Here is a 19,744-nt window from a genome sequence, read left to right on the forward strand (position 1 = left end):
GCTGATGTTAGAATCACTATTAAATAGGATGATCACCAAACAACTGCTGTCAGGTGACCATCTTATCCATTTGCATGAATCATTTCATTCTTTGCTAATTTTATTTGGATAGCTTATACTGTTCGTTCATTTCTTCAATGATCTTGTCCCCGCCATCCTTCTTCCATGCTTCCACTGCCGCATCAATAGCTTCAAGAGGCTTCTGTCCCATAATAATAGCTACCATCTCACCCATTAGCTTTTGGTCCAAGGAGGCTCCGGATTTCGTAGACGTTTCTGAGAATAGCCCAGCACCTTTGTCCTTAACCAAATATTTCTTATTCTCGTCAAATAAAGCTTGTACTTTTTTGGCCTTCTCTTGATCCTCCCACGGTCTAATCGTATTCAGTGCATCAAATCGGTGGAAAAACCAAAAGTTTATCAGCATAGGACGATCGCTTTCGAAGGCAGGAAGCACTTCATACTTTTCACCGGTTTTTTTGTAATGAATGCCTTCAACCCCATACGTAATAAGGGAATGTCCTTCGTCAGTCACCATAAAGTCCATCAGCGCCAAAATACGTTCCTGCTTCTTCTTATCAACTTTGGCATTAATGACGACTTTATTGGTAGTTGCATAGGTTGTATTTCCTTGAAGCCCGGTAGGTCCCTTCGGTGGTGCTAATTGAATGACCTGAGCGGAAGGTACGACCTTCTGTAGATTCGGAAGACCTGTGTCATAAATATTCGTTCCAGGAACATCCGTAAAACCTACTTTGTTGGCCTCGAATTTAAAATCGGGATCCTGCCCTTTATTGATAGCAAAATCTTTATCCAAAAGCCCTTCTGCATACATCTTACGTGTAAAGCCTAAGAAATCTTTCAATTCCTTAGTTTGAGCCTGCCAAGGAACAATACCGCCGTTAACTTCCTTCCAACCATTAGCCAGTCCGAAGGCAAAGCGAAGCGGATCGGCACCGCGGGTGAAACTTCTGTTATTCGCAATGGCAAAGGAGTATCCCATTGTATCGTCTTTGCCGTTGCCATCCGGATCATTTTTCGTGAAGGCTTTGGCTACTTCGTAAAATTCATCTATGGTCGTAGGAGGCTTCAAGTTAAGCTTATCGAGCCAATCCTTACGAGCGAGCAAGGTTTCACGGAATTCCGGAGTCCAGTTAGGTAGAGCATAGGTTTTACCCTTCGGGTTACCTATAGCAAGTGTTTCTGCGTCCATGGTTTTTACCAGATTAGGATATTTGCTCAGCATTGGCGCAATATCGAGAAAAACTCCCTTATCGCGCCATTTCAGAAATTCAGCGCTATTAATTCGGAATACATCAGGAAACGAATTAGAGGCAGCCATAACGCCTAATTTTTCTGTATAGTTATCGGAGGGAACCCACTGAATTTTCAAATCGATATTAAGCTTCTTGTTTAATACATCGATAACCGGATGCTTATCCGACCAAGCGCCACCCTCATAGGCGATAGACATCATGTTAATACTGATCTTCTCTCCTTGCGTGTCTGCAGTCTTCACATCTGTAGCTTTCGTATCTGCAGGTGAAACTGTGGCAGCCTTCTCTCCTTGCCCCCCAGAGCATCCTGCGATTAAGCTGGCTGTAAGTGTAATCGCAGCAAATGTCTTCATCCCTTTACTCATTCAACGTTCCCCCTTAATGAATGTGAATCTTACCTACTTAATATAAGTCACTTTGTAAGCGAATACATTATCATATATTATTATTTCCTATTCAATATTGGCGTTTTATAGAAGCGTATTTAGAGTCACACAAACACTTTTAATGATTCGATTTCTCACATTGTCAAACTCATTTCCTATAGCTGCGTATTGATACAGTCATTAGACTACAGCTAGCATTTGTATTCATAATGAGCATTTCTTATGATTTCTGTTCCAATCTTATTATCGAGAAAACGCGAATCCTCCCTATCCACAACTCCCTCATTCAAGATGAATGGGAATCCGAATGGAAACGACAGTCCCCCTGCCAGGAAAGGAAGTCAGCTTAACTCCGTAATCAATTCCATATTGCAATACAAGCCTCGCATGAACATTAGCAATACCAAGCGAATCCTGCTGAGCTTCGTTCTGCTCAAGGGCAGTTGAAATCCCCTCTAATTGTTGCGTAATCCTCAGCAATTCAGTTTCCTCAATACCCGGACCGTTATCGGCTACTTCTATGATAAGATCCGAGCCTTCATCGTAGGCGCTTATTATGACCACTCCTTCTCCGCCTCTCGGTTCAATAGCATATTTCACCGCATTTTCCACAATCGGCTGGAGAATAAGCTTTACTACACGGCAGCTGATAAATTTATCATTAATGAAAAACCGACTTTGGAAATGCTTAGGAAAACGAACGTGGATGATATCCAAATATTTGCGCAGCTGGCCCAGCTCATCTTCCAGCTTCACTTCCATATCGGTAAATTTGGCAGTGTAGCGGTAAACATCCGATAAGTTTCTCGCCATTCTTTCAATGATCGGCACTTTTTCAAGATAAGCCATACTTGTAATAATTCCTAATGTATTGTACAGCAAATGGGGATTAATCTGATTTTGCAATGCCTTGATCAAGGTCTCCTTCTGTTTAAGCAGTGCCTGCATTTCCTTCATCTGCAATCTTGAGTTGGTAACGATCAATTCATCCAGACGTTTGACCATCACATTAAAGCTGTGAAACAACTGCTGCAGTTCATCTTGTCCCGGTACGGATTCAGTTTGGACGCTTAGATTCCCCTTTGAGACTTGTCTCATTAAACCTCTCAGCGTCAAAATCGGATTAACGAAACGATTCGACAGCAGAGGAACAACCAGGATGACAAGCAAAGTAATAATGCCCAACACCCATAGTGTGGAAAACCTTGCAGAGCTTAACCCTACCGCCACCTCAGCGAACGGCACTAAAGATACGATTCGCCATCCAGTGACAGGTGATCGCGAGCTGCCTAGCAAATAGCTCTCGCCTCGAAACTGTTGAATAGAAGTTTCCGTGTTTTCCGGAATCCTAAGCGATGCCAGCTCTGTCTGTGACATGGGAATCCCATTCCACTCTTCATTGGGGTGGTAAACAATAGAACCGTTGTCAGAGACTATGAAAAAGAAACCCGAACCACCCAGTTTGGAAACCTTGAAGGATCTGTCAATTTCCTGCAAGGAGATATCCACAGCAAGGGTTCCAATCAATTCTATTGTCTCTTTATTATAGATAGGCATCAACATAGACATAACGGGCCGCCCGTAGGCTCCTTCATATTTGGCCGTATGTGTCGGAAGAATCAAAACTTTGGAAGAAGCGGGAACACCATACCAAGGCTCATCTACAAACCGGTCCAGCTTACCAAAATATTGCGCCATAGAGACGATCTGATTAGATTTGGATATGAGAAACAGGCCCTGGATTTCCGAATAATTCAATGCGAGATATCTCCTCATTTCCTTCTCAATGTTCTGAATGTCCACATTTGTATAGCTTTGACTGGTAAGCCATTCTTGGATAATATCATTTTGAATCAGCGAATGAGTAGATTGCTGGAGCTGCTGATAATAGTAATCCAAATGATAGTTCAAGCGCGCAGTCGCTTCATTCGAAATGGTGAAAAACTCCTTTTCCGCCGCTCTGCTGTAGTAATAATTAGAAAAAAGCCCGAGTAGCAGCACAGAAAGCATGCTGACACTCAGAAAAGCCAGCACCATCTTCATTTTGATCGACAGTTTCCGCAACGAGGCGTACTTGATCATAATCCAATCCTCTTTCTATACTCCACAGGGGTAATGGTTACAATTTGCTTGAAAATACGATTAAAATACGGAAGAGAAGAATAGCCCACCATATCGGCAATCTCATAAATTTTTAAATCAGGTTCTTTCAAAAGCTCTTTAGCCTTTGTGATCCGAACTTTATTCAAATAATTTAAACAAGTTTGACCCGTCGCTTTTTTGAATAGCATACTAAAATGGGACACGCTCATATGAGCTCTATCGGCCATCCGGGCAAGCGAGAAATTTTCAAAGTAATGAATATCGATATGATCCTGAACTTTCTTAATCGAGGAATTTACATGATGATTTGTATATTGCGGATAAACAAGCAGCCATTCATCCGTCAGTTTAGCAAAATGCTCGTGGATCCCGACCTCATCATCAGCTATTAGTGGAATAAAGACGTGACGTTGATCGTAGGCCTGGAGTAATCCGTTTAGTTTTGCTGACAAGATCGCAAAGAGACTTTTGCTCATTCCCGGAGTGGTTGCCCTCAAATATAAAAAGGAAGCCAAAAGCTCTTTGAGCTCAGTGAGAACAGTCGGTTTATTCATCTCGGACATATGCTCCACAAATCTTTGGATATGCAGCACACCTTCATGAATTTCCTTCATTCCTTCTAATTTCTTAACCGCTCCCTTTAGCGCGGCGTGCAGCTCCTCTTCCTCAACCGGCTTCAACAAATATTCGGTAATCCCAAACCGCATCACCTGCTTGGCATATTGAAAATTATCGTAACCGCTTACAACAATGGTGACCAAGGGCAGATTAGCCTGATAGATTTGCTCGCTCAACCAAATTCCATTTTTATGCGGCATCATAATATCTGTGATCACAATACTGGGCCAATGCTCCTGAATGAAATCCCATGCTTCCTCCCCATTGCTTACCTCGCCTGCTACGGTAAAATGAGGCGACAGCTTATCGACCATCTCAGCAACCGCATCACGAATCCACAGCTCATCTTCTGCTACCAGCACTTGAAACATATTCATCCCCCTATGGTCTTTGCTCCTAGATAAAAGTAAGTACCTCTATATATTAGCTTAACTCTTTTAAAATCATTGTCGGAAATTGACGAGAACTACTTAGTAACGTTAATATAAATGGTGAACAAATGTTGAGAGGATGGACCGGTTCCAAGAATCGATTGGCCTTTATATCGGAGATTGTTGAAGGGGATGAATGGACTCTAAGTCCAAAGAAAAAAAACTGCATAGAGTGACCTTCTACACAGTTTTTTGCTGTTCCATCATGCTATATATTCAAATCCTTTAGAGCTCGTCCTACAGCTTGAATGTTTGCCCTCCGCATCTCCGCATATTCGCGTGAAAGCACGATACCCCCCGCTCCAGCTTCGAACGCTTTGTGGACGGCTTTATATACGGTATCCGGATTAGCCGGAACATGCTCCGCATTCCACAGCACATCAAATCCTATACCCGGATATATCGGTACCTTGCCCCCAACATTGGATACAAGCCGTTTCGTCAGCCTGTATACATAATCCTCGGTAAAGCCTGTAGAGTCGAGCTCATCAAGCTTAGGCTCTTTATTTTTGTCCAGCCCCATAATGTCATAGAAGCCGGATAATAAGTTTTCCAGCGGCAATTCACGTAGAAACGACCCGTGAACGCTATCGAGCAGCCATCTGCGTACCCGCGGAGCGGCGATATCGTGATAGGCGATAGGCTTAATAAAATCGCAGTAATTCGCCATCTCAGCATATTCCAGCTCTGCCAGCTGGAATAAATCATAGGTGCTTTGCTGGTGGTCGATGTGAATGCCGAACTGCGCGTCGGGATTAATGGCCTTCACCGTGCCGTAGAGCCGTTTGGTCTGCTCTTCCTTGGATGTATAAGCATCATACTCCCACGCGAGAATTTCAGGATATTTCAGCAATATCCGCATCAGTGTTACGAAGACACCGTCAATCGGGTTGACCGTTTTATTTCGGAGCCCGGTTATGTATTCATACAGCTTCCGGTACCCTTCAATAGCTCTCTCCGGGTTGATTCCTTTGGCCCGCGCGCGGGTGCAGCAATGCTCGCAGAAGCAGCTCGGAACCTCTCCATGCAATAACACACGCGACAGCGGCCCTGATCGTTCCGATCCGTACTGTAGGCCATCCAACGGATAGCTTTTGAACATATCCTCCACAGTGGACAACCAAAAGTTGTTGTAATCCGGGTTGTTAAAACATGTATTCGGATAAATGCGGCCATATACGTCAATGGACATAATTTTAGGCCAATTATCAATAAATTGCACCGGCCTGCGTTGATGAGGCTCAAGGATGCGAGCGTACAGCTTCATGCCCCGCTTGCGGATAGGACCCTGCAAATCTTCAAGCACATCTCGGTCTGCATATTCCTCTGTGGCCGGATCCCTCTTATGACGCAGAAAGGTGCCTCCAAAATATTGCTCATGATGGTTAATCCACACTTTGGTCGTATTGCGGCTGCGTTCATCACGAACGGGTACTCCATGATCCGGCGCGAGTGCTTGGGCCGATCTGCCGTGCGCTCCATAATAGGAATGGGTCGAAACTATAATGGTGTTGACTCTCCCTTGCTCCTGAATAATATCAAGACAATGGTCTACTCCTTCGTCATATACGCTTTGTGGACCAAGTTGAATGCCGATAAAATGATCTGTCATAACCGCTTCCTCCATATCTCCGAAATGTGAACTCTATATAAAATGAAAAGCTTTTGTCATGTTACGTTAAATCCAACAATTCAGCCGGGGTAAACTTGGTCATCCTGTCAATAGCCGCTGCAGTGATGCCGTGATCGGACAAATACTGAATATACTCCGTCAGCATATTGCTCCAGGAAGGAAGCTCAATCTGTCCCCCATCCGTGGCAATGATCGTTGACTCATAGCCTAACTCCTTTATGGCTTGCAGATTGACGGCCAGGTTCGTTGTATACCTTCCTCTTCCTGCTGGTTGGGCATAGACACGCTCGAACCAAACACCGTATTGCTCCAACATTTTCCGTTGATCCTCCAGTGTCATCCCTACTGAATACGATTCGGGATGAGTAACAACAATTTTACGGACGCCCTGCTTACGCGCTTCCTCAACAACAACGAATATATCCGCCGCTGACAAATGACCCGTGCCTAGTATGCCGTTGTTCTCCGCAATAAGCTTCAGCACATCCTTTAACGGCGGGACTATCCTCCGGTTCACCACCGTATCTATCCCGCCGCTTTTCCCTTCCATTTGTCGGTGCCTTGCCGAATACACGGTTGGCAGCCAGACCGTTTTGGCCCCCAGCTGGAAGGCTGTTTCCACCGCGTGGGGATTAATGCCGCCTACTGGCGGATTTAGAGTAATGCTTCCAAACAACCGAACCTCCGGATGCTTTTGGTTTACGAGCTTGGCTCTATCCATGGTAGGCACCAAATGGGATTTGATGACAAGAGCACGCGCTCCCAGCTTGACTGCCTGTTCGGCTAATTGAAAGTCGTCATGGGAGCGCGGCTTTACATCCGGCGCCGAATGGACATGCAAATCTATAATTCCATTCAGATCCACTTTATTCATTAAGAGTCCATCCTTATAAGCTTGTTAGGCAGGCTGACCATCGCGCCCCAGCTTCCCGATGTCAAATCGGTCTTTCAGCTCTTCCACGCTCATATCGCCAACAAAAAATTCGCTTGCCGAAGCCAAATAACGGAAGCCGGTATGCAAAATATGCGCATAGCTGCTATGCGGTTCTGCCGCAAGCGCAGAACGTACATCATAATCACGTGAACCGGAATCTTTGGCGCGAAGGCTTACAGCCAGCTTCAAGAGCGGTTCTTCTTTATCGTAAAATTCAGCGTCCGTGATGTAGCGGTCAACCTTGGCTAGGACAGGGTTAAGAATCGCGTCTCTGTACCTTTCAACCTCCAGCGTAAAGCGCTGTCTCTTGCGTTCAATAAAGTCGAACCAAGCATCCGTATCCCCGTTTACCGCTCCGGGATGATGCATAGGCAAAAGAGAGTTTTGAATGATCATGCGGTTCAGCTCCCTCGTTCCTAACACGTCAAACCGTTCATTCTCAGGACCGCTGTCCATCTGATCTTCGAATACCGTCTTGGGATACAAGCCGTTTTCTTCCTTGGCATAATACAAATGATATATAAAAGCATCGTTATACACACTGCACTCCGACGGCGAATAATCGATGTTTTCCGCATGCCGAAGCGTTGAAGCGTCAAAGGAGCTGAAAACCGGCTTCATGCAGCGATCAGCGGCACGATGGCACAGCCATCCGAGCACATAGGTCAGCTTGCGTTGCTGAGCCTCATCAAATTTGCCGCTGCGATACGCTTCCCGCAGCTCGCCCATCAGGGGAGCGGTAAATTTGTCCCCATAACGGGTCACGCTTGCAAGCCTGGCCAAGTTGTAATTCATTTGGCCAGCCTTCTTGAATTCGGAGCAAATGTCCGGTGAAACTTCCATAAAATTAAAGCAATCTTCCATCGAGGAAAAATGCGTAATATTTTCTGACATCGTTTCCACTCCTCTCTGCTTTCGATCAAATTTAAACAGCCTTTTCCTTGTAATTGGAGCTGATCTCCAATAATCGGTTAAATCCATTTCGTACGATTTGCCCATAAAGACTGGCAGGCTCAGTGTTAAGAGCCGAATGAACAGCCTCTGCTTCCACGCTCTGTCCTTTTCTAAGCTCCAGCAGCAGCTGCAGCAGCGCGTCATCGGTTGAATAAAACGGCATCCCATCCACATTCCGGGTAAGCTCCACCAGATCTGGGTGAACTGCCGCTGCCGCAAAAGCTTCGACATCCGGTCCAAAGTCACGATCCCACTTGCTGATCAGCTCGATCCATTCGTCAACGGAAGCTGTATTGGCAATGAAGGTATGAAGCTCAATGGTGTTTCTTTGCCGCATCGAAGTAAACAAGGCGCGAATCGAGCTTGCTTGAGGAGTAGTTTTCCCTTCGGTGATGTAATACAAGCTATACAGGAAAGCATCCGCATAAAGCGCCTTTTCCCCAAGCTTGCTCCCAGGATTCAACTCTTCGATCCCCCGTGATGCCGCCAGCCCGAGCCCTAATGCCAGCTTGGCCGACAGACGCTCATCCTCTGTTTGGCTTTGTAACACCTTCCGGCTGTAATCCAGTAAATCCTGCTCATTATTCGGGCTTGCTTCAGTCGCATCGCCCATCAGAAAAAAATGCGGCTCTTGCTTCACAGCCGCCTTGAACGCTGCATCGATTTCCCCGGATGCTTCCACAAGCTTCAGAATGTCGTTCAAAGCTTCGATCTTCACTAACGATACATTTAACAAAGCGTATTCCTCCCCATCCGTTGTGATTATTTAGGCATTTTGGCATAAAGCTCGTTCATTTCCTGGATGACCTTATCACCGCCGGCCGATCTCCATTTTTTCATTTCATTATCCCAACCTGCTTCATCAATCTCTCCAATAATAAACTTCACACGGGCATCCTCAAGAATTTGCTTCAGCTCGGTGCCTCTTTCGGTCAACGTTTTCGAAATCAAAGTGATGGCAGGATTCGTTACGACCTTGGAATTCATTTCTTGTTTAGCCGATATCCATGCCTGATCAACGGGATTCCGCTGGCCTTGAATGGACGCTTGCAAGCCATCGACAACCTGAAGCTCATTACGGCGGTTATTAACAACCGCATTGTTGGCTGCTTGCTCTGGAGTGACGGAGGCTTTGCCATCCTTCAACGAATAATGCTTGCCCTCAAGCCCCCATGTAAACATCGTTTGCATTTCCGGTGCCGACAATTTATCAAAATAGCCGAGCACCTGCTTCAGCTCCGCTTCGCTTTTGATTGCGGATTTCGGGAAGAAGAAGTTGCCTGTATAACCGTTGGACATAAAGACGCGTTCGCTCCCGGTAGTACTTTGCATTTTCACAAAGGTGTCCCACTGTGCTTTCGTGTCTGTAGTACCCGCCGAAATACCGATAATCATATCGGGATCACCAATCCGCACACCAGCTTGCCCTTTTTGCAGCAGCTCATGAGCTTGAGTCCGGCTTTGCAGCGTAAATTCCTTATTCATTAGCCCTTCCTTATACAGCTTCCTGTAAAATTTCAAAGCCTCCGTATATCCGGGATGAAATTGCGCAGGCGACAGCTTGCCATCCTTCAGCTCCCATTCGTTAGGCGCTCCATGAATGGCCGCCACGTAGCCAAATCCGCGCAAGGCGCTCTCATCAACTAATCCGATTGTGTCATTTTTGCCATTTTTGTCCGGATCGTTTTGTGTAAACGCTTTAATTACGTTGTAAAGCTCATCCGGCGTTTTAGGCTGGCTTAAGCCCAAGTTGTTCAGCCAATCTTTTCTTATGACAACTCCATCGCCGATCAGCGGGCGCGAACGGTATAGACTGTACAATTTGCCGTCAATTTTAACGCCTTCCAGCACCTCGGGGTATAAATACTTTTTCAAATTCGGAAATTCATTAATATACGGCCCGATTTCCCAGAATACACCAGCTCTGACTGCGTTGATCAATGTTGTAGATTTGTTCTCAAATACCAGCAATGCCTTGGGCATATCACCTGAAGCAATGATGGCGTTGATTTTCTCATGCACGTTACCGCCCGGAATCCAAGTAATCGCCAGCTTCGTATTGGTGAATTCCTCAATTTTCTTAACGAATTCGTCGTCTTCTCCGGGCGGCTGGTTCTGGGTAAACTGGTTGACCATGGTCATCGTAAATTTCTCCTGCGCCGCTGTATTTCCAGCTGCAGAACTTCCTGTTGCAGGCGCAGCGTTTTCAGATGAGCATGCAGCCAATACCGTGGAAATAAGAACAAGTGACGCTGTTACCGCCATACCTTTCCTTACTGCCGGATGATTTAATTTGTTCCCTGTCAAGCTTAAAACCCCCTGTCATTTTTGAATTCTCTTCCCTTTCCTTACAATACTGTGCAGCAGCCTGCTTCCTCTACCGGCAACTCCTATTCTAGGGAGAAGCTGCAGAATCAGTCTATAATCACTTAAGGCCAACCGTCCCCCGTACCGCACATAATCATAACAGACCGCATAGTTATCTTCGCAGCCGCCCGCTCTGCTGTATGCCATTAGCCGATGAAGCCTTTAACCACGGGCGGATTTCTTTTTTTTCTATATTCACCGGGTGTCACGCCCTCCATCTTGCGGAAATACCGGATAAAATTTTGCGGGTTATTGTACCTCAGCCGGTTGGCAATATCAACAATTTTCATATCCGTTTCCAGCAAATACTCCCGTGCTTTCTGCAGCCTATATCGGGATAAGTAATCGCTGAAATTCGTATCCAGCTCTTTTCTTAATACCCGCTTCAAATAGCTGGGGTGAACGTCGAGCCGATCAGCGCAAAGCTCCAGACTTAAATCGGTATCGTATTCCTCACGGATGATATGGGCGAGCTCTTCGGCTACCTTGACATATTTAATTTCTCTGCGGTTTTTCAGCAGCTCTAGAATTTGCTCGATAACCTCATCGAGAAACCATTTCTTTAATTCCTCAGACGTTCGCAGATTAAACAACTGGGTAAAAATCGAGCTTTCATGCTCAAGAAGATGCTTCGCGTTGATTCGCATATCCTGCACAACTTTCAGCACATCGATCAGAACTCTGGCCAAATAAACCTGCTGTTCACGGTAGCTCACCTGCTGGGACAGCAGCCAATCAAGAAATTTCGTGAAATTAAGTTCAACGGTTTGCTTATCTCCGATATTCAGGGCGTTAATTAGCTCCATCTCAATATGCTTGGGAAAGGCCGGCAAAGCACTGTCATCCTCATCCGGCTGCACATCCTTCAAATACAGAATGGATTCGTCGCCATATTTAATCCGGTAATGCAAAGCCTCCTGAGCCTCTTCATAGGCACGTGAAGTATGGGCGATCTGATGGTATGGCTTGCTGATTCCGATGCTTACATGAACATTCAAATAGGCTTTCACCGTTTGCTGCACATGCTCGCAAATATTATACATCTCCCGTTTTATTTCATCTTCGTCTGTACTATCATGCTCGATAATGGCTGCCTGAAATTTATCAATCAGAACCGATTGAAAGCGGTTACCAGATGTAATCAGCTCTTTCACAATATTGTTAATAGCAAACATTAACAAATCCCGGTCTTTTTCCTGGAACCGGGTGTCGTTCAATGAGTCAATTTGGGTTGTGAAGACGCTTAGCATAGACCAATCCTCGGAGATCTGGAATGCCTTGCATTTTTCATGAGCCTCTTCATGACTTAACTCGCCTCTGAACAGCTTCTGCAGAAAAAAATCCTTTAATTGCAGGAGCTGGATATTTAACTGATCCTTCATTGAAAACTGCGAGGACCTCATACTCAAAAATTGTTTGCGGATCAGCTCCAATTCATCTCCTTGGTCATTAGGAACCGCTTCTGTCGCAAATTCATAAATTTGGGCAATTGGCCTGTACATTTTCCGTGACCCGAGCAGCGCAAGAACCACAATAAGCAGCAGCATAACCGCACCGATCACCAAAGCTATTGAGCCGATAGCCCGCGAATCTTTGGAAATTTGCGTAAACGGAGCAACGGATATATAAGTCCAGTTGTTATAAGAGGAACGAATATATGTAAAACCGACCTCCTGACCGTCCACATTCAACGTATTAAATCCGTTCTTGGTCGGCTGCTCTTTAATATTGCTGATCACCTCATCGCCGGATAACGATTGACCGATCCTATTGACGTCTGAATGGGCGATAACCCGGTCTTGATTGTCGGTAATCATAAAGTTGCCCAGCTTATCGCTGTTTGCAACCATTGAATTTAACGCTTTGCTAGGAAACACTACGATGGCGAGTCCCGTCGGATTTGAAGAATATTGAGGAATTTTTTGAATCAGCAGCAGGCTGTCGCCGTCTCTTTGATTGCGGTTGACGCTTGTATTTGGCAATAGGCCTTGATTCAACACCCAGGCCGACGGGGTTTGGATGACATTCAGCAGCTCGTTATATTTACGTTCGTCATCAATTTGATCCAAATAATAAGTTCCTTCCCCATCGACAACCCAATTTTTCTCCAAATTGATCAGGTACACGCGTTTAATTCCATATTCATAAAAGCTCATGGAGGAAACCGTCCGGTTCAGCTTCGTAAATAACGGGAACAAGGCTGGCTGTACCGGCGAATTCATCGCATTAAGCAGCTCCGTTGAATTCACATAATTAAGCATCGTGGATTCGACCGATTTCAGAATTTGCTCCGTATGGCTTTGCGACTGCTGAAGCAGCAGTCTGTTGCTTTCGAGCACTTTATCCTGAATCATGGATGAAGCTTTATGATATGAAAAAATTCCTTGAAAGATAACGGGTATCATCGCAAGGAATAAGCTGAACGCAAGCAGCTTAAAAAAATACGTTTTTCTTTTTTTCACTCTAATTCCTCCGTCCCCAAGTATTACCCCTTAACGGAACCAAGCAGTGCGCCTTTCGCAAAATGCTTTTGCAAAAATGGATAAACGAATAAGATTGGAAGCGTGCTGACGACAATCACGGCCATTTTAATAATTTGTGCGGGTGGAGCCGTGTTGGTATCGTTATATTGTGCGTCCCCGAAGCCGCCTTCGGAAACGATTACAATTTGTCTAAGCCAAACTTGTACAGGCCACAGTTTGGAGTCGTTAATATATAGCACGGCCTGGATATAGGTGTTCCAATGCGTGACGGAATAGAACAATGCAAAAGTTGCCATTGCCGGTAAAGAAAGAGGTAATACGATTTTAAATAAAATGCCGAGGTCATTGCAACCATCAATTTTCGCTGCTTCCTCCAATTCACCGGGCAAATTCTGAAAAAAGTTTTTTAGTATGATTAAATTAAACGGACTGATCAAAGCGGGAATCATCAGCGACCACAACGAATTCAGCATGCCCATCTCTTTAACGACAAGGTAAGTCGGAATCATTCCGCCGTTAAACAACATTGTAAACAAAACAACCAGCATCAAAAATCTCCGTCCATCCAAATCGCGCCGAGCCAATGAAAAGGCCATAAACGAAGTGAAAATTAAATTGAGCAGCGTTCCTACTACGGTAATGTACACAGAGACACCGATGCTGCGGATGATCAGATTGTTGCTGAATATATATTTGTAGCCTTCGAGTGAAAATTGGGTCGGAAACAGCACAAACGATTTGTTAAGCAGCTCCTCCTTGGCTGTAAAGGAAGCAGCAATGATATAGACAAAAGGAATAATGGCTACAACCGCAATCGCCAGCAGCAAAACGATGTTTATCGTGTTAAAAATACGGCTGCCCCAGTGTTTATCTTCAAGCATCATCAGTACACCCCTTCTTCACCGAATTTTTTAGCCAGGGTGTTGGCCATGACAACAAGCACCAAACCGACCAATGATTTAAATAATCCTACCGCAGCGCTGTAGCTGAACTGTCCCTGACGAATCCCTGTCATATAAACGTAGGTATCATAGACATCGCCCACCTCGCGGTTTGCTGCATTCACCATAAGAAAAATCTGCTCGAAGCTTGTATCGAGAAATTGTCCTAGCCGCAAAATAAATAAAATAATAATGGTGCTGCGGATGCCTGGCAGCGTAATATGCCACATTTGCCGCCAACGGCCTGCTCCGTCCAATTTGGCTGATTCGTATAAGCTTACATCTACACTGGCTAATGCTGCCAGAAAAATAATGGTGCCCCAGCCGGTTTCCTTCCATATAACCTCAGCTGTGACCATTATAGGAAACCACGTTTTGCTCAGCAAAAAGTTGATTTTCTCAAAGCCGAGCTGAGCTGCAATTTGATTGATAACGCCTTCCTCCGTGCTGAAAAAAATGTAGACGATACCGACAACCACAACCCAGGATACAAAATGCGGAACATAGATCAAGGTTTGCAAAAATCGTTTGTACAGTTCGTTGCGCAGCTCATTGAGCATTAAGGCAATAACAATCGGCAGCGGAAAAAAGAACATAATATTTAAAACTGCCAAAACGGATGTATTTCTTAACAAAACCCAAAACTTTTCGTCCGTAAAAAATCGTTCAAAATGCTCGAACCCTACCCAATCGCTGCCGCTGATCCCGAGAAAGGGCTGGTAATTTTGAAAAGCAATGACAATTCCCCACATAGGCAAATATTTGAACAATAAAAAGTAAATCATTCCGGGCAACAGCAATATGTACAGCCACCTGTTTTTTAATATTCTGCTTAACAGCTCAGACCTTATTTTGCTGCCCGAAGCAACAACCTGATTCGTATGACCGGATACTAATGTCTTTCTCAACCTGCACGCCTCCCCATTCTCCCTCTGACTCCTTAAGGATAGGGCCCTCATTCAGGTGCAGTCTATAATCAATTCAGTCTTGCCGGCCTAAAAAGCGCAAAACCACGATAATCCTGACTAATGAATAATAATCCTTGGGGATCAAGCTTACAAATTTGCTTACGTTGCATGGGGTTCGACCAACTACCATGCATTGCCGCAGCGTGCTCCCGGGTTTGCTCCAAATCTCCAGCCTCGCATCCCCAGACAAAATAACAACAAGCTCAGCAATGTGATGGTTGCTGAGCTCGTTCGTTTGCTTGCTTCACCCTTTAACTGAGCCGATCATTACCCCTTTGGCAAAATGCTTTTGCAAAAAAGGATAGACAAGAAGAATCGGCACCATCGCGAGCACTATAGAAGCCATGTGGCTTATAGTCCAATTCTCTTTCTATACTCGACAGGAGTTATAGTCACCATTTGCTTGAAAATACGGTTAAAATACGGCAGAGAGGAATAGCCTATCATATCGGCAATCTCATAAATTTTTAAATCCGGCTCTTTCAGAAGCTCTTTAGCCTTTGTGATCCGAATCATATTCAAATAGTTTAAACAAGTTTGGCCCGTTGTTTTTTTGAAAAGCATACTAAAATGGGATACGCTCATATGAGCAATATCTGCCATCTTGGCCAGAGAGAAATTTTCAAAGTAATGAACATCAATATGATCCCGAACTCTTTTGATCGCAGAATTGACATGCTGATTCGAATATTGCGGATAAACAAGCAGCCATTCATCCATCAGATCAGCAAAATGCTTGTGGATTCCTGCTTCATCCTCAGCCGTCAATGGTATAAACACATGCCGCTGATCATACGCCTGAAGCAGCCCGTTAAGCTTCGCCGACAAGATTGCAAGCAAGCTTTTACGCATTCCTGGCGTGGTAACTCTCAGACTCAAGATGGAAGCTAAGAGAGCTTTGATCTCGGCAAGAACATTCGATTGACTCATTTCGGACATATGCTCCACAAATCTTTGTATATGTAAAACACCCTCGTGTATTTCCTTCATTCCCTCTAATTTCTTAACCGATCTTTTTAGAGCGGCATGCAGCTCCTCTTCATCAACCGGCTTCAATAAATACTCGGTAATACCAAAGCGCATCACCTGTTTGGCATATTGGAAATTATCGTATCCGCTTACAACAATGGTGACCAAGGGCAGATTAGCCTGGTAGATTTGCTCGCTTAACCATATCCCATTTTTATGCGGCATCATAATATCTGTGATCACAATACTCGGCCAATGCTCTTGAATGAAATCCCATGCTTCCTCCCCATTGCTAACCTCGCCTGCAACGGTAAAATGAGGGGTCAGCCTATCGACCATCTCCGCAACAGCATCACGAATCCATAGCTCATCCTCTGCCACCAGCACTTGAAACATAGTCAACCCCCTACCCTATGGTTTTACTCATGGATAAATGTTAGCAACTCTACCTGTTATCTTAACATTAACTTGGTTTTTGAAGGTGAATATCGTTTAATTTTAACTGAAAATAGAGGTAAGATGCACTATTCTTTTAAAAATAAAACATCCCGTCCCACTGAAAATCGCGGCTCGGGATGTTGTTTAGTTTCACTATACTTCTCTAATGGCCGCATGTTCAGGTGTTTCTCCTTCTTCAATGCTTCCTCCGGGAAATGTCCATATCTCTTCGCCTTTATACAGTTGTCTTACCATTAATAGTTGATCATTCTTGATGATAGCAACGCTGCTTCGGGTACCCACAAACCTTCTCCCCATCCTTTGTTAAATTACCCACTTGTCCCTTCACTTACTTGTCCCTTCATATAGATTTGGTCATTTTTATTCCTGCAATTTCGTTATTGTCAAAGTCAGTTACGCATTTAATTTCATAAGGCTTGAACCCCAGCTTGTTATAAAGCAATAGAGCTTTGGTATTTACATTGTGACAAACTAACCGGAGTTCCTTTGCTTGTAGTTCATTTTTAGCCCTTTCCAATAATACATTTACTAAATATCGCCCTGCACCGCGCCCTCTAAATTTTGAACTTATAATTACATTTCCTAACCAATAATGATCCTCTTCGATATACAAATTACTATATCCTACAATTTCCTTGTCATATTCAATTACCGTGGGTAAATAACGCGTCTTGGAAACTTCAAATAATTGTAGTGGGTTTAAAGGAAATGTTCCTTTCGGATACATATAAAATGATTCTGCACGATTCTCAGGAAAAGCAGCAATGACGTCTAAATCTTCCTTTTTTAAGTCTCTATAACTAAACACAAAATCGCCCTTTCTGTATGGAGTTTTTGGCGGTACTTTAACAGCATGAAGTCTGATTGATCTCAAAATTTATATTCTATGTTTTATTGGGATTACTAATTTAAGTGCAGACCATGTCTCATCTACAGCACAAACTTTAACATCCACCAATTCGTTATTTAAGGCTGTATTTCTTATCACATCTTCATTAATATCTGTTGGGATCTTGGAGGATTTCTTTGGCCAAGAGATCCACAGCATACCATTCTGCTTCATTTGGCTTTTAATTTCCAGGTACTTTTCATATTCAGACTTGGATTTCACAAAAATATGTATAAAGTCTATTTGTTCTTCAGTCTGCTCCACTTTCTCAATAGTCGAAGGCAAAGTTCCGAGAATCTCCCAATAATTATTCGGTTCGTTCACCACACATATTGTATATCCTTCTTTAATTCCAAGCTTTTTGATAAGCGGAGTTCCTGAATATCCTGCATTCATAAATATCCTCACCTTCAAATTGGTTTTTTCCTTAATGGATGTAGCATATAACTTTTTTATGTTCCTGATGCCTTACGGACTTAAGCTCGTTTCTTAAAGCTAATTCCATTATTGAACTTATTAGATTTCTTTGATTATCTCTTTAGGTTTATCAATCTTCTTATAGTTACTTTCTACATACGTATTGAACCATATAGCATGGTAAACTCGTAAACCTGCGCTATTGGCTCCGTCCAGCTCATTTGAACCGCCATCTCCAACAAAAATGGTTTCTTCCGGCGTCACTGACAAGCCTTCACATGCTAGCTGGTATATTTTCACATCAGGCTTGGCTATCCCAACTTCATACGAAAAAATTATTTTGTCAAAATACTGAGCCAGCATACTTCCATGCCAATATCTAACTTCCTCTTCCGTGCAATTGCTAATTAGACCTATCTTAATGTTATTATTTCGAAGATTCTCTAGTAGCTCAATTATGTCCGAACGAATATTAACGAATGGAATCATCTTCTCTTGAATTCTTTCCTGATACAAATATTGAACAGCTTCATCGTAATATTTCAAGTTTCGATTCTCCAAAATATCCTTTAGAACCGCGGGATAATCAGAAAAAAAACCTGTCATTCTCTTCTGCTGACGACTACCCCATTCTTTCTTAAACTCTTCTGCAGCAAGCCCTAATAATTCCATATAATTATAAGACCGATTTGATATTCTTCTTCCGTCTGAAAACTCAGTTATTAACGTTTCAAATAAATCAAAGAAGATAGCTTTGGTCTTCAGTTATATCAGCTCCTTGAATTGGTCTGCCCTCAAGACTTAAATCACTTCGGCCGAGTTTGGTTCTCTGATCTACTTGCGAATACTATCTTCAAATGATTCCAAATAATATCCCCAGTCAGTCTGTTCATTCTCATATTTCCATAGTAGCTCTTTAAAAGTTACTACAGAATTCCCAAAACGAGTAAATAACAGGTCCTTTACATCATTAAAATTCTTACCTTCATGCAATAAATCATCTATACAGTACTCATCAGGAACATATATACCTTCTCCTAATATGGGATATAATTGAAAACATAAATTTCTTATAGATTCTCGTAAATCTGAGTCTGATAAAAATCTCTTCCAAATGCGTCCAACTCCATTTCAACTTTTTATTTGCAGTAACGCAGTCACCCTTAAAAGTAATATTCTTATTCATAAAATCTTGTAAAATCATAATTTCATCAAAAGAAAGCTGATGACCAAACATGGCAGTAAAATTGACTCCCATGAAAATGCCCCCTTTTATATGAACTGCATATATCCTCTAACTTGTGAATTTCGTACAATCCAGTTTTATGTATGTATTCGCGAACTTCATGTTAATTCCTTTTTATGGATAAAGCTTATACTCCGTAATAGGTATTGGATCATGGGGCTGTCCCAAAAGTCTTTTTGGAGGTGCTTTTATGGCTTTGCATTGTAGCTTTGCATGGCAGCTTTGCGAGCCCTCTCAAATATCAGGAAAATGTCAGGTTAATTTCTCCGAAAAATAGGGTTCCTAGCTATATAGCTGGAATTTCTCATGCTAATTCTAAGGATTTTGGCTGATTTCAGGTAGCGTCAAGAAGTTTGTGTAAGGTAGGTTTATCCATCGGGACGATGGATAAGAAAAGTTAGTTGTTTGAATATTCAGACGTTATAAAGGGTGAGGGTGCAGCCCAAGCGAAGGCGCGGGAGCTGGTTTTTTATTCCACCTCAGGTGTGGAGGATGGATAGCGTTCTTCAAAAAGCTCCGTCAATTTCTTCTTGACTTCAAGGTCTCCAAATCCTCGGATGACTCGATCTGCGAATCTTTCGTTATAATCGATTGTGTCTAAATAAACAATCTTTTCTGCAGCGTCTATATTGGTTAGACTGTTCATTGGTTTTAACCGCTTGCGGAACT

At 43.5% G+C, this 19,744-nt stretch carries 17 protein-coding genes and 2 pseudogenes; all 19 read right to left on the reverse strand.

Annotated features, from left to right (window positions below; translation table 11 throughout):
* Positions 1-100: 100 nt before the first annotated feature.
* Positions 101-1,642 carry an extracellular solute-binding protein gene (locus tag NV381_RS17820; RefSeq protein WP_258214636.1) on the reverse strand — a complete coding sequence of 514 codons (1,542 nt, stop codon included), beginning with the start codon at positions 1,640-1,642 and terminating at the stop codon, positions 101-103.
* A gap of 303 nt (positions 1,643-1,945) precedes the next feature.
* Positions 1,946-3,745, reverse strand: a complete 1,800-nt coding sequence (locus NV381_RS17825; RefSeq protein WP_258214637.1) for a cache domain-containing sensor histidine kinase — start codon at positions 3,743-3,745, stop codon at positions 1,946-1,948.
* A complete protein-coding gene (locus tag NV381_RS17830; RefSeq protein WP_258214638.1) occupies positions 3,742-4,755 on the reverse strand; it encodes a response regulator in 1,014 nt (337 codons plus the stop codon). Before NV381_RS17830 ends, NV381_RS17825 begins: the two co-directional genes overlap by 4 nt.
* A gap of 268 nt (positions 4,756-5,023) precedes the next feature.
* Positions 5,024-6,427 carry a hypothetical protein gene (locus NV381_RS17835; protein ID WP_258214639.1) on the reverse strand — a complete coding sequence of 468 codons (1,404 nt, stop codon included), beginning with the start codon at positions 6,425-6,427 and terminating at the stop codon, positions 5,024-5,026.
* 61 nt (positions 6,428-6,488) lie between these two features.
* Positions 6,489-7,322, reverse strand: coding sequence for a DUF6282 family protein (locus tag NV381_RS17840; protein WP_258214640.1), 834 nt, complete (start codon positions 7,320-7,322; stop codon positions 6,489-6,491).
* Positions 7,323-7,346: 24 nt separating this feature from the next.
* Positions 7,347-8,276, reverse strand: coding sequence for a hypothetical protein (locus NV381_RS17845; protein ID WP_258214641.1), 930 nt, complete (start codon positions 8,274-8,276; stop codon positions 7,347-7,349).
* Between the two features lie 31 nt (positions 8,277-8,307).
* Entirely contained in the window at positions 8,308-9,072 is a 765-nt protein-coding gene (locus tag NV381_RS17850; RefSeq protein ID WP_258214642.1) for a hypothetical protein, read from the reverse strand.
* Positions 9,073-9,098: 26 nt separating this feature from the next.
* On the reverse strand, positions 9,099-10,643 hold the full coding sequence (locus NV381_RS17855; RefSeq protein WP_258214643.1) for an extracellular solute-binding protein: 1,545 nt from the start codon (positions 10,641-10,643) through the stop codon (positions 9,099-9,101).
* Positions 10,644-10,658: 15 nt separating this feature from the next.
* Positions 10,659-10,850, reverse strand: coding sequence for a hypothetical protein (locus NV381_RS17860; protein ID WP_258214644.1), 192 nt, complete (start codon positions 10,848-10,850; stop codon positions 10,659-10,661).
* On the reverse strand, positions 10,850-13,165 hold the full coding sequence (locus NV381_RS17865) for a helix-turn-helix domain-containing protein (protein ID WP_258214645.1): 2,316 nt from the start codon (positions 13,163-13,165) through the stop codon (positions 10,850-10,852). The genes NV381_RS17860 and NV381_RS17865 overlap by 1 nt, the downstream gene beginning before the upstream one ends.
* A 23-nt stretch (positions 13,166-13,188) precedes the next feature.
* The gene (locus NV381_RS17870) at positions 13,189-14,067 is read right to left on the reverse strand and encodes a carbohydrate ABC transporter permease (RefSeq protein ID WP_258214661.1); all 879 of its coding nucleotides are present in this window, start codon (positions 14,065-14,067) and stop codon (positions 13,189-13,191) included.
* Between the two features lie 2 nt (positions 14,068-14,069).
* Complete coding sequence (locus tag NV381_RS17875; RefSeq protein ID WP_258214662.1) at positions 14,070-14,978, reverse strand: ABC transporter permease; 909 nt, start codon at positions 14,976-14,978, stop codon at positions 14,070-14,072.
* Positions 14,979-15,339: 361 nt separating this feature from the next.
* Positions 15,340-15,441, reverse strand: a pseudogene (locus NV381_RS17880) (ABC transporter permease); the annotation flags it as partial.
* A 5-nt stretch (positions 15,442-15,446) separates the two neighbouring features.
* Positions 15,447-16,460, reverse strand: a complete 1,014-nt coding sequence (locus tag NV381_RS17885) for a response regulator transcription factor (protein WP_258214646.1) — start codon at positions 16,458-16,460, stop codon at positions 15,447-15,449.
* A 195-nt stretch (positions 16,461-16,655) separates the two neighbouring features.
* The gene (locus tag NV381_RS17890; protein WP_258214647.1) at positions 16,656-16,805 is read right to left on the reverse strand and encodes an NUDIX domain-containing protein; all 150 of its coding nucleotides are present in this window, start codon (positions 16,803-16,805) and stop codon (positions 16,656-16,658) included.
* A gap of 58 nt (positions 16,806-16,863) precedes the next feature.
* Positions 16,864-17,397, reverse strand: coding sequence for a GNAT family N-acetyltransferase (locus NV381_RS17895; RefSeq protein ID WP_258214648.1), 534 nt, complete (start codon positions 17,395-17,397; stop codon positions 16,864-16,866).
* Positions 17,398-17,400: 3 nt separating this feature from the next.
* On the reverse strand, positions 17,401-17,808 hold the full coding sequence (locus tag NV381_RS17900) for a hypothetical protein (RefSeq protein WP_258214649.1): 408 nt from the start codon (positions 17,806-17,808) through the stop codon (positions 17,401-17,403).
* A 120-nt stretch (positions 17,809-17,928) separates the two neighbouring features.
* On the reverse strand, positions 17,929-18,594 hold the full coding sequence (locus tag NV381_RS17905; protein ID WP_258214663.1) for an HAD family hydrolase: 666 nt from the start codon (positions 18,592-18,594) through the stop codon (positions 17,929-17,931).
* 950 nt (positions 18,595-19,544) lie between these two features.
* Positions 19,545-19,744, reverse strand: a pseudogene (locus NV381_RS17910) (IS256 family transposase); the annotation flags it as partial.

This window comes from Paenibacillus radicis (ex Xue et al. 2023) (assembly GCF_024722015.1).
Lineage (GTDB): Bacteria > Bacillota > Bacilli > Paenibacillales > NBRC-103111 > Paenibacillus_S.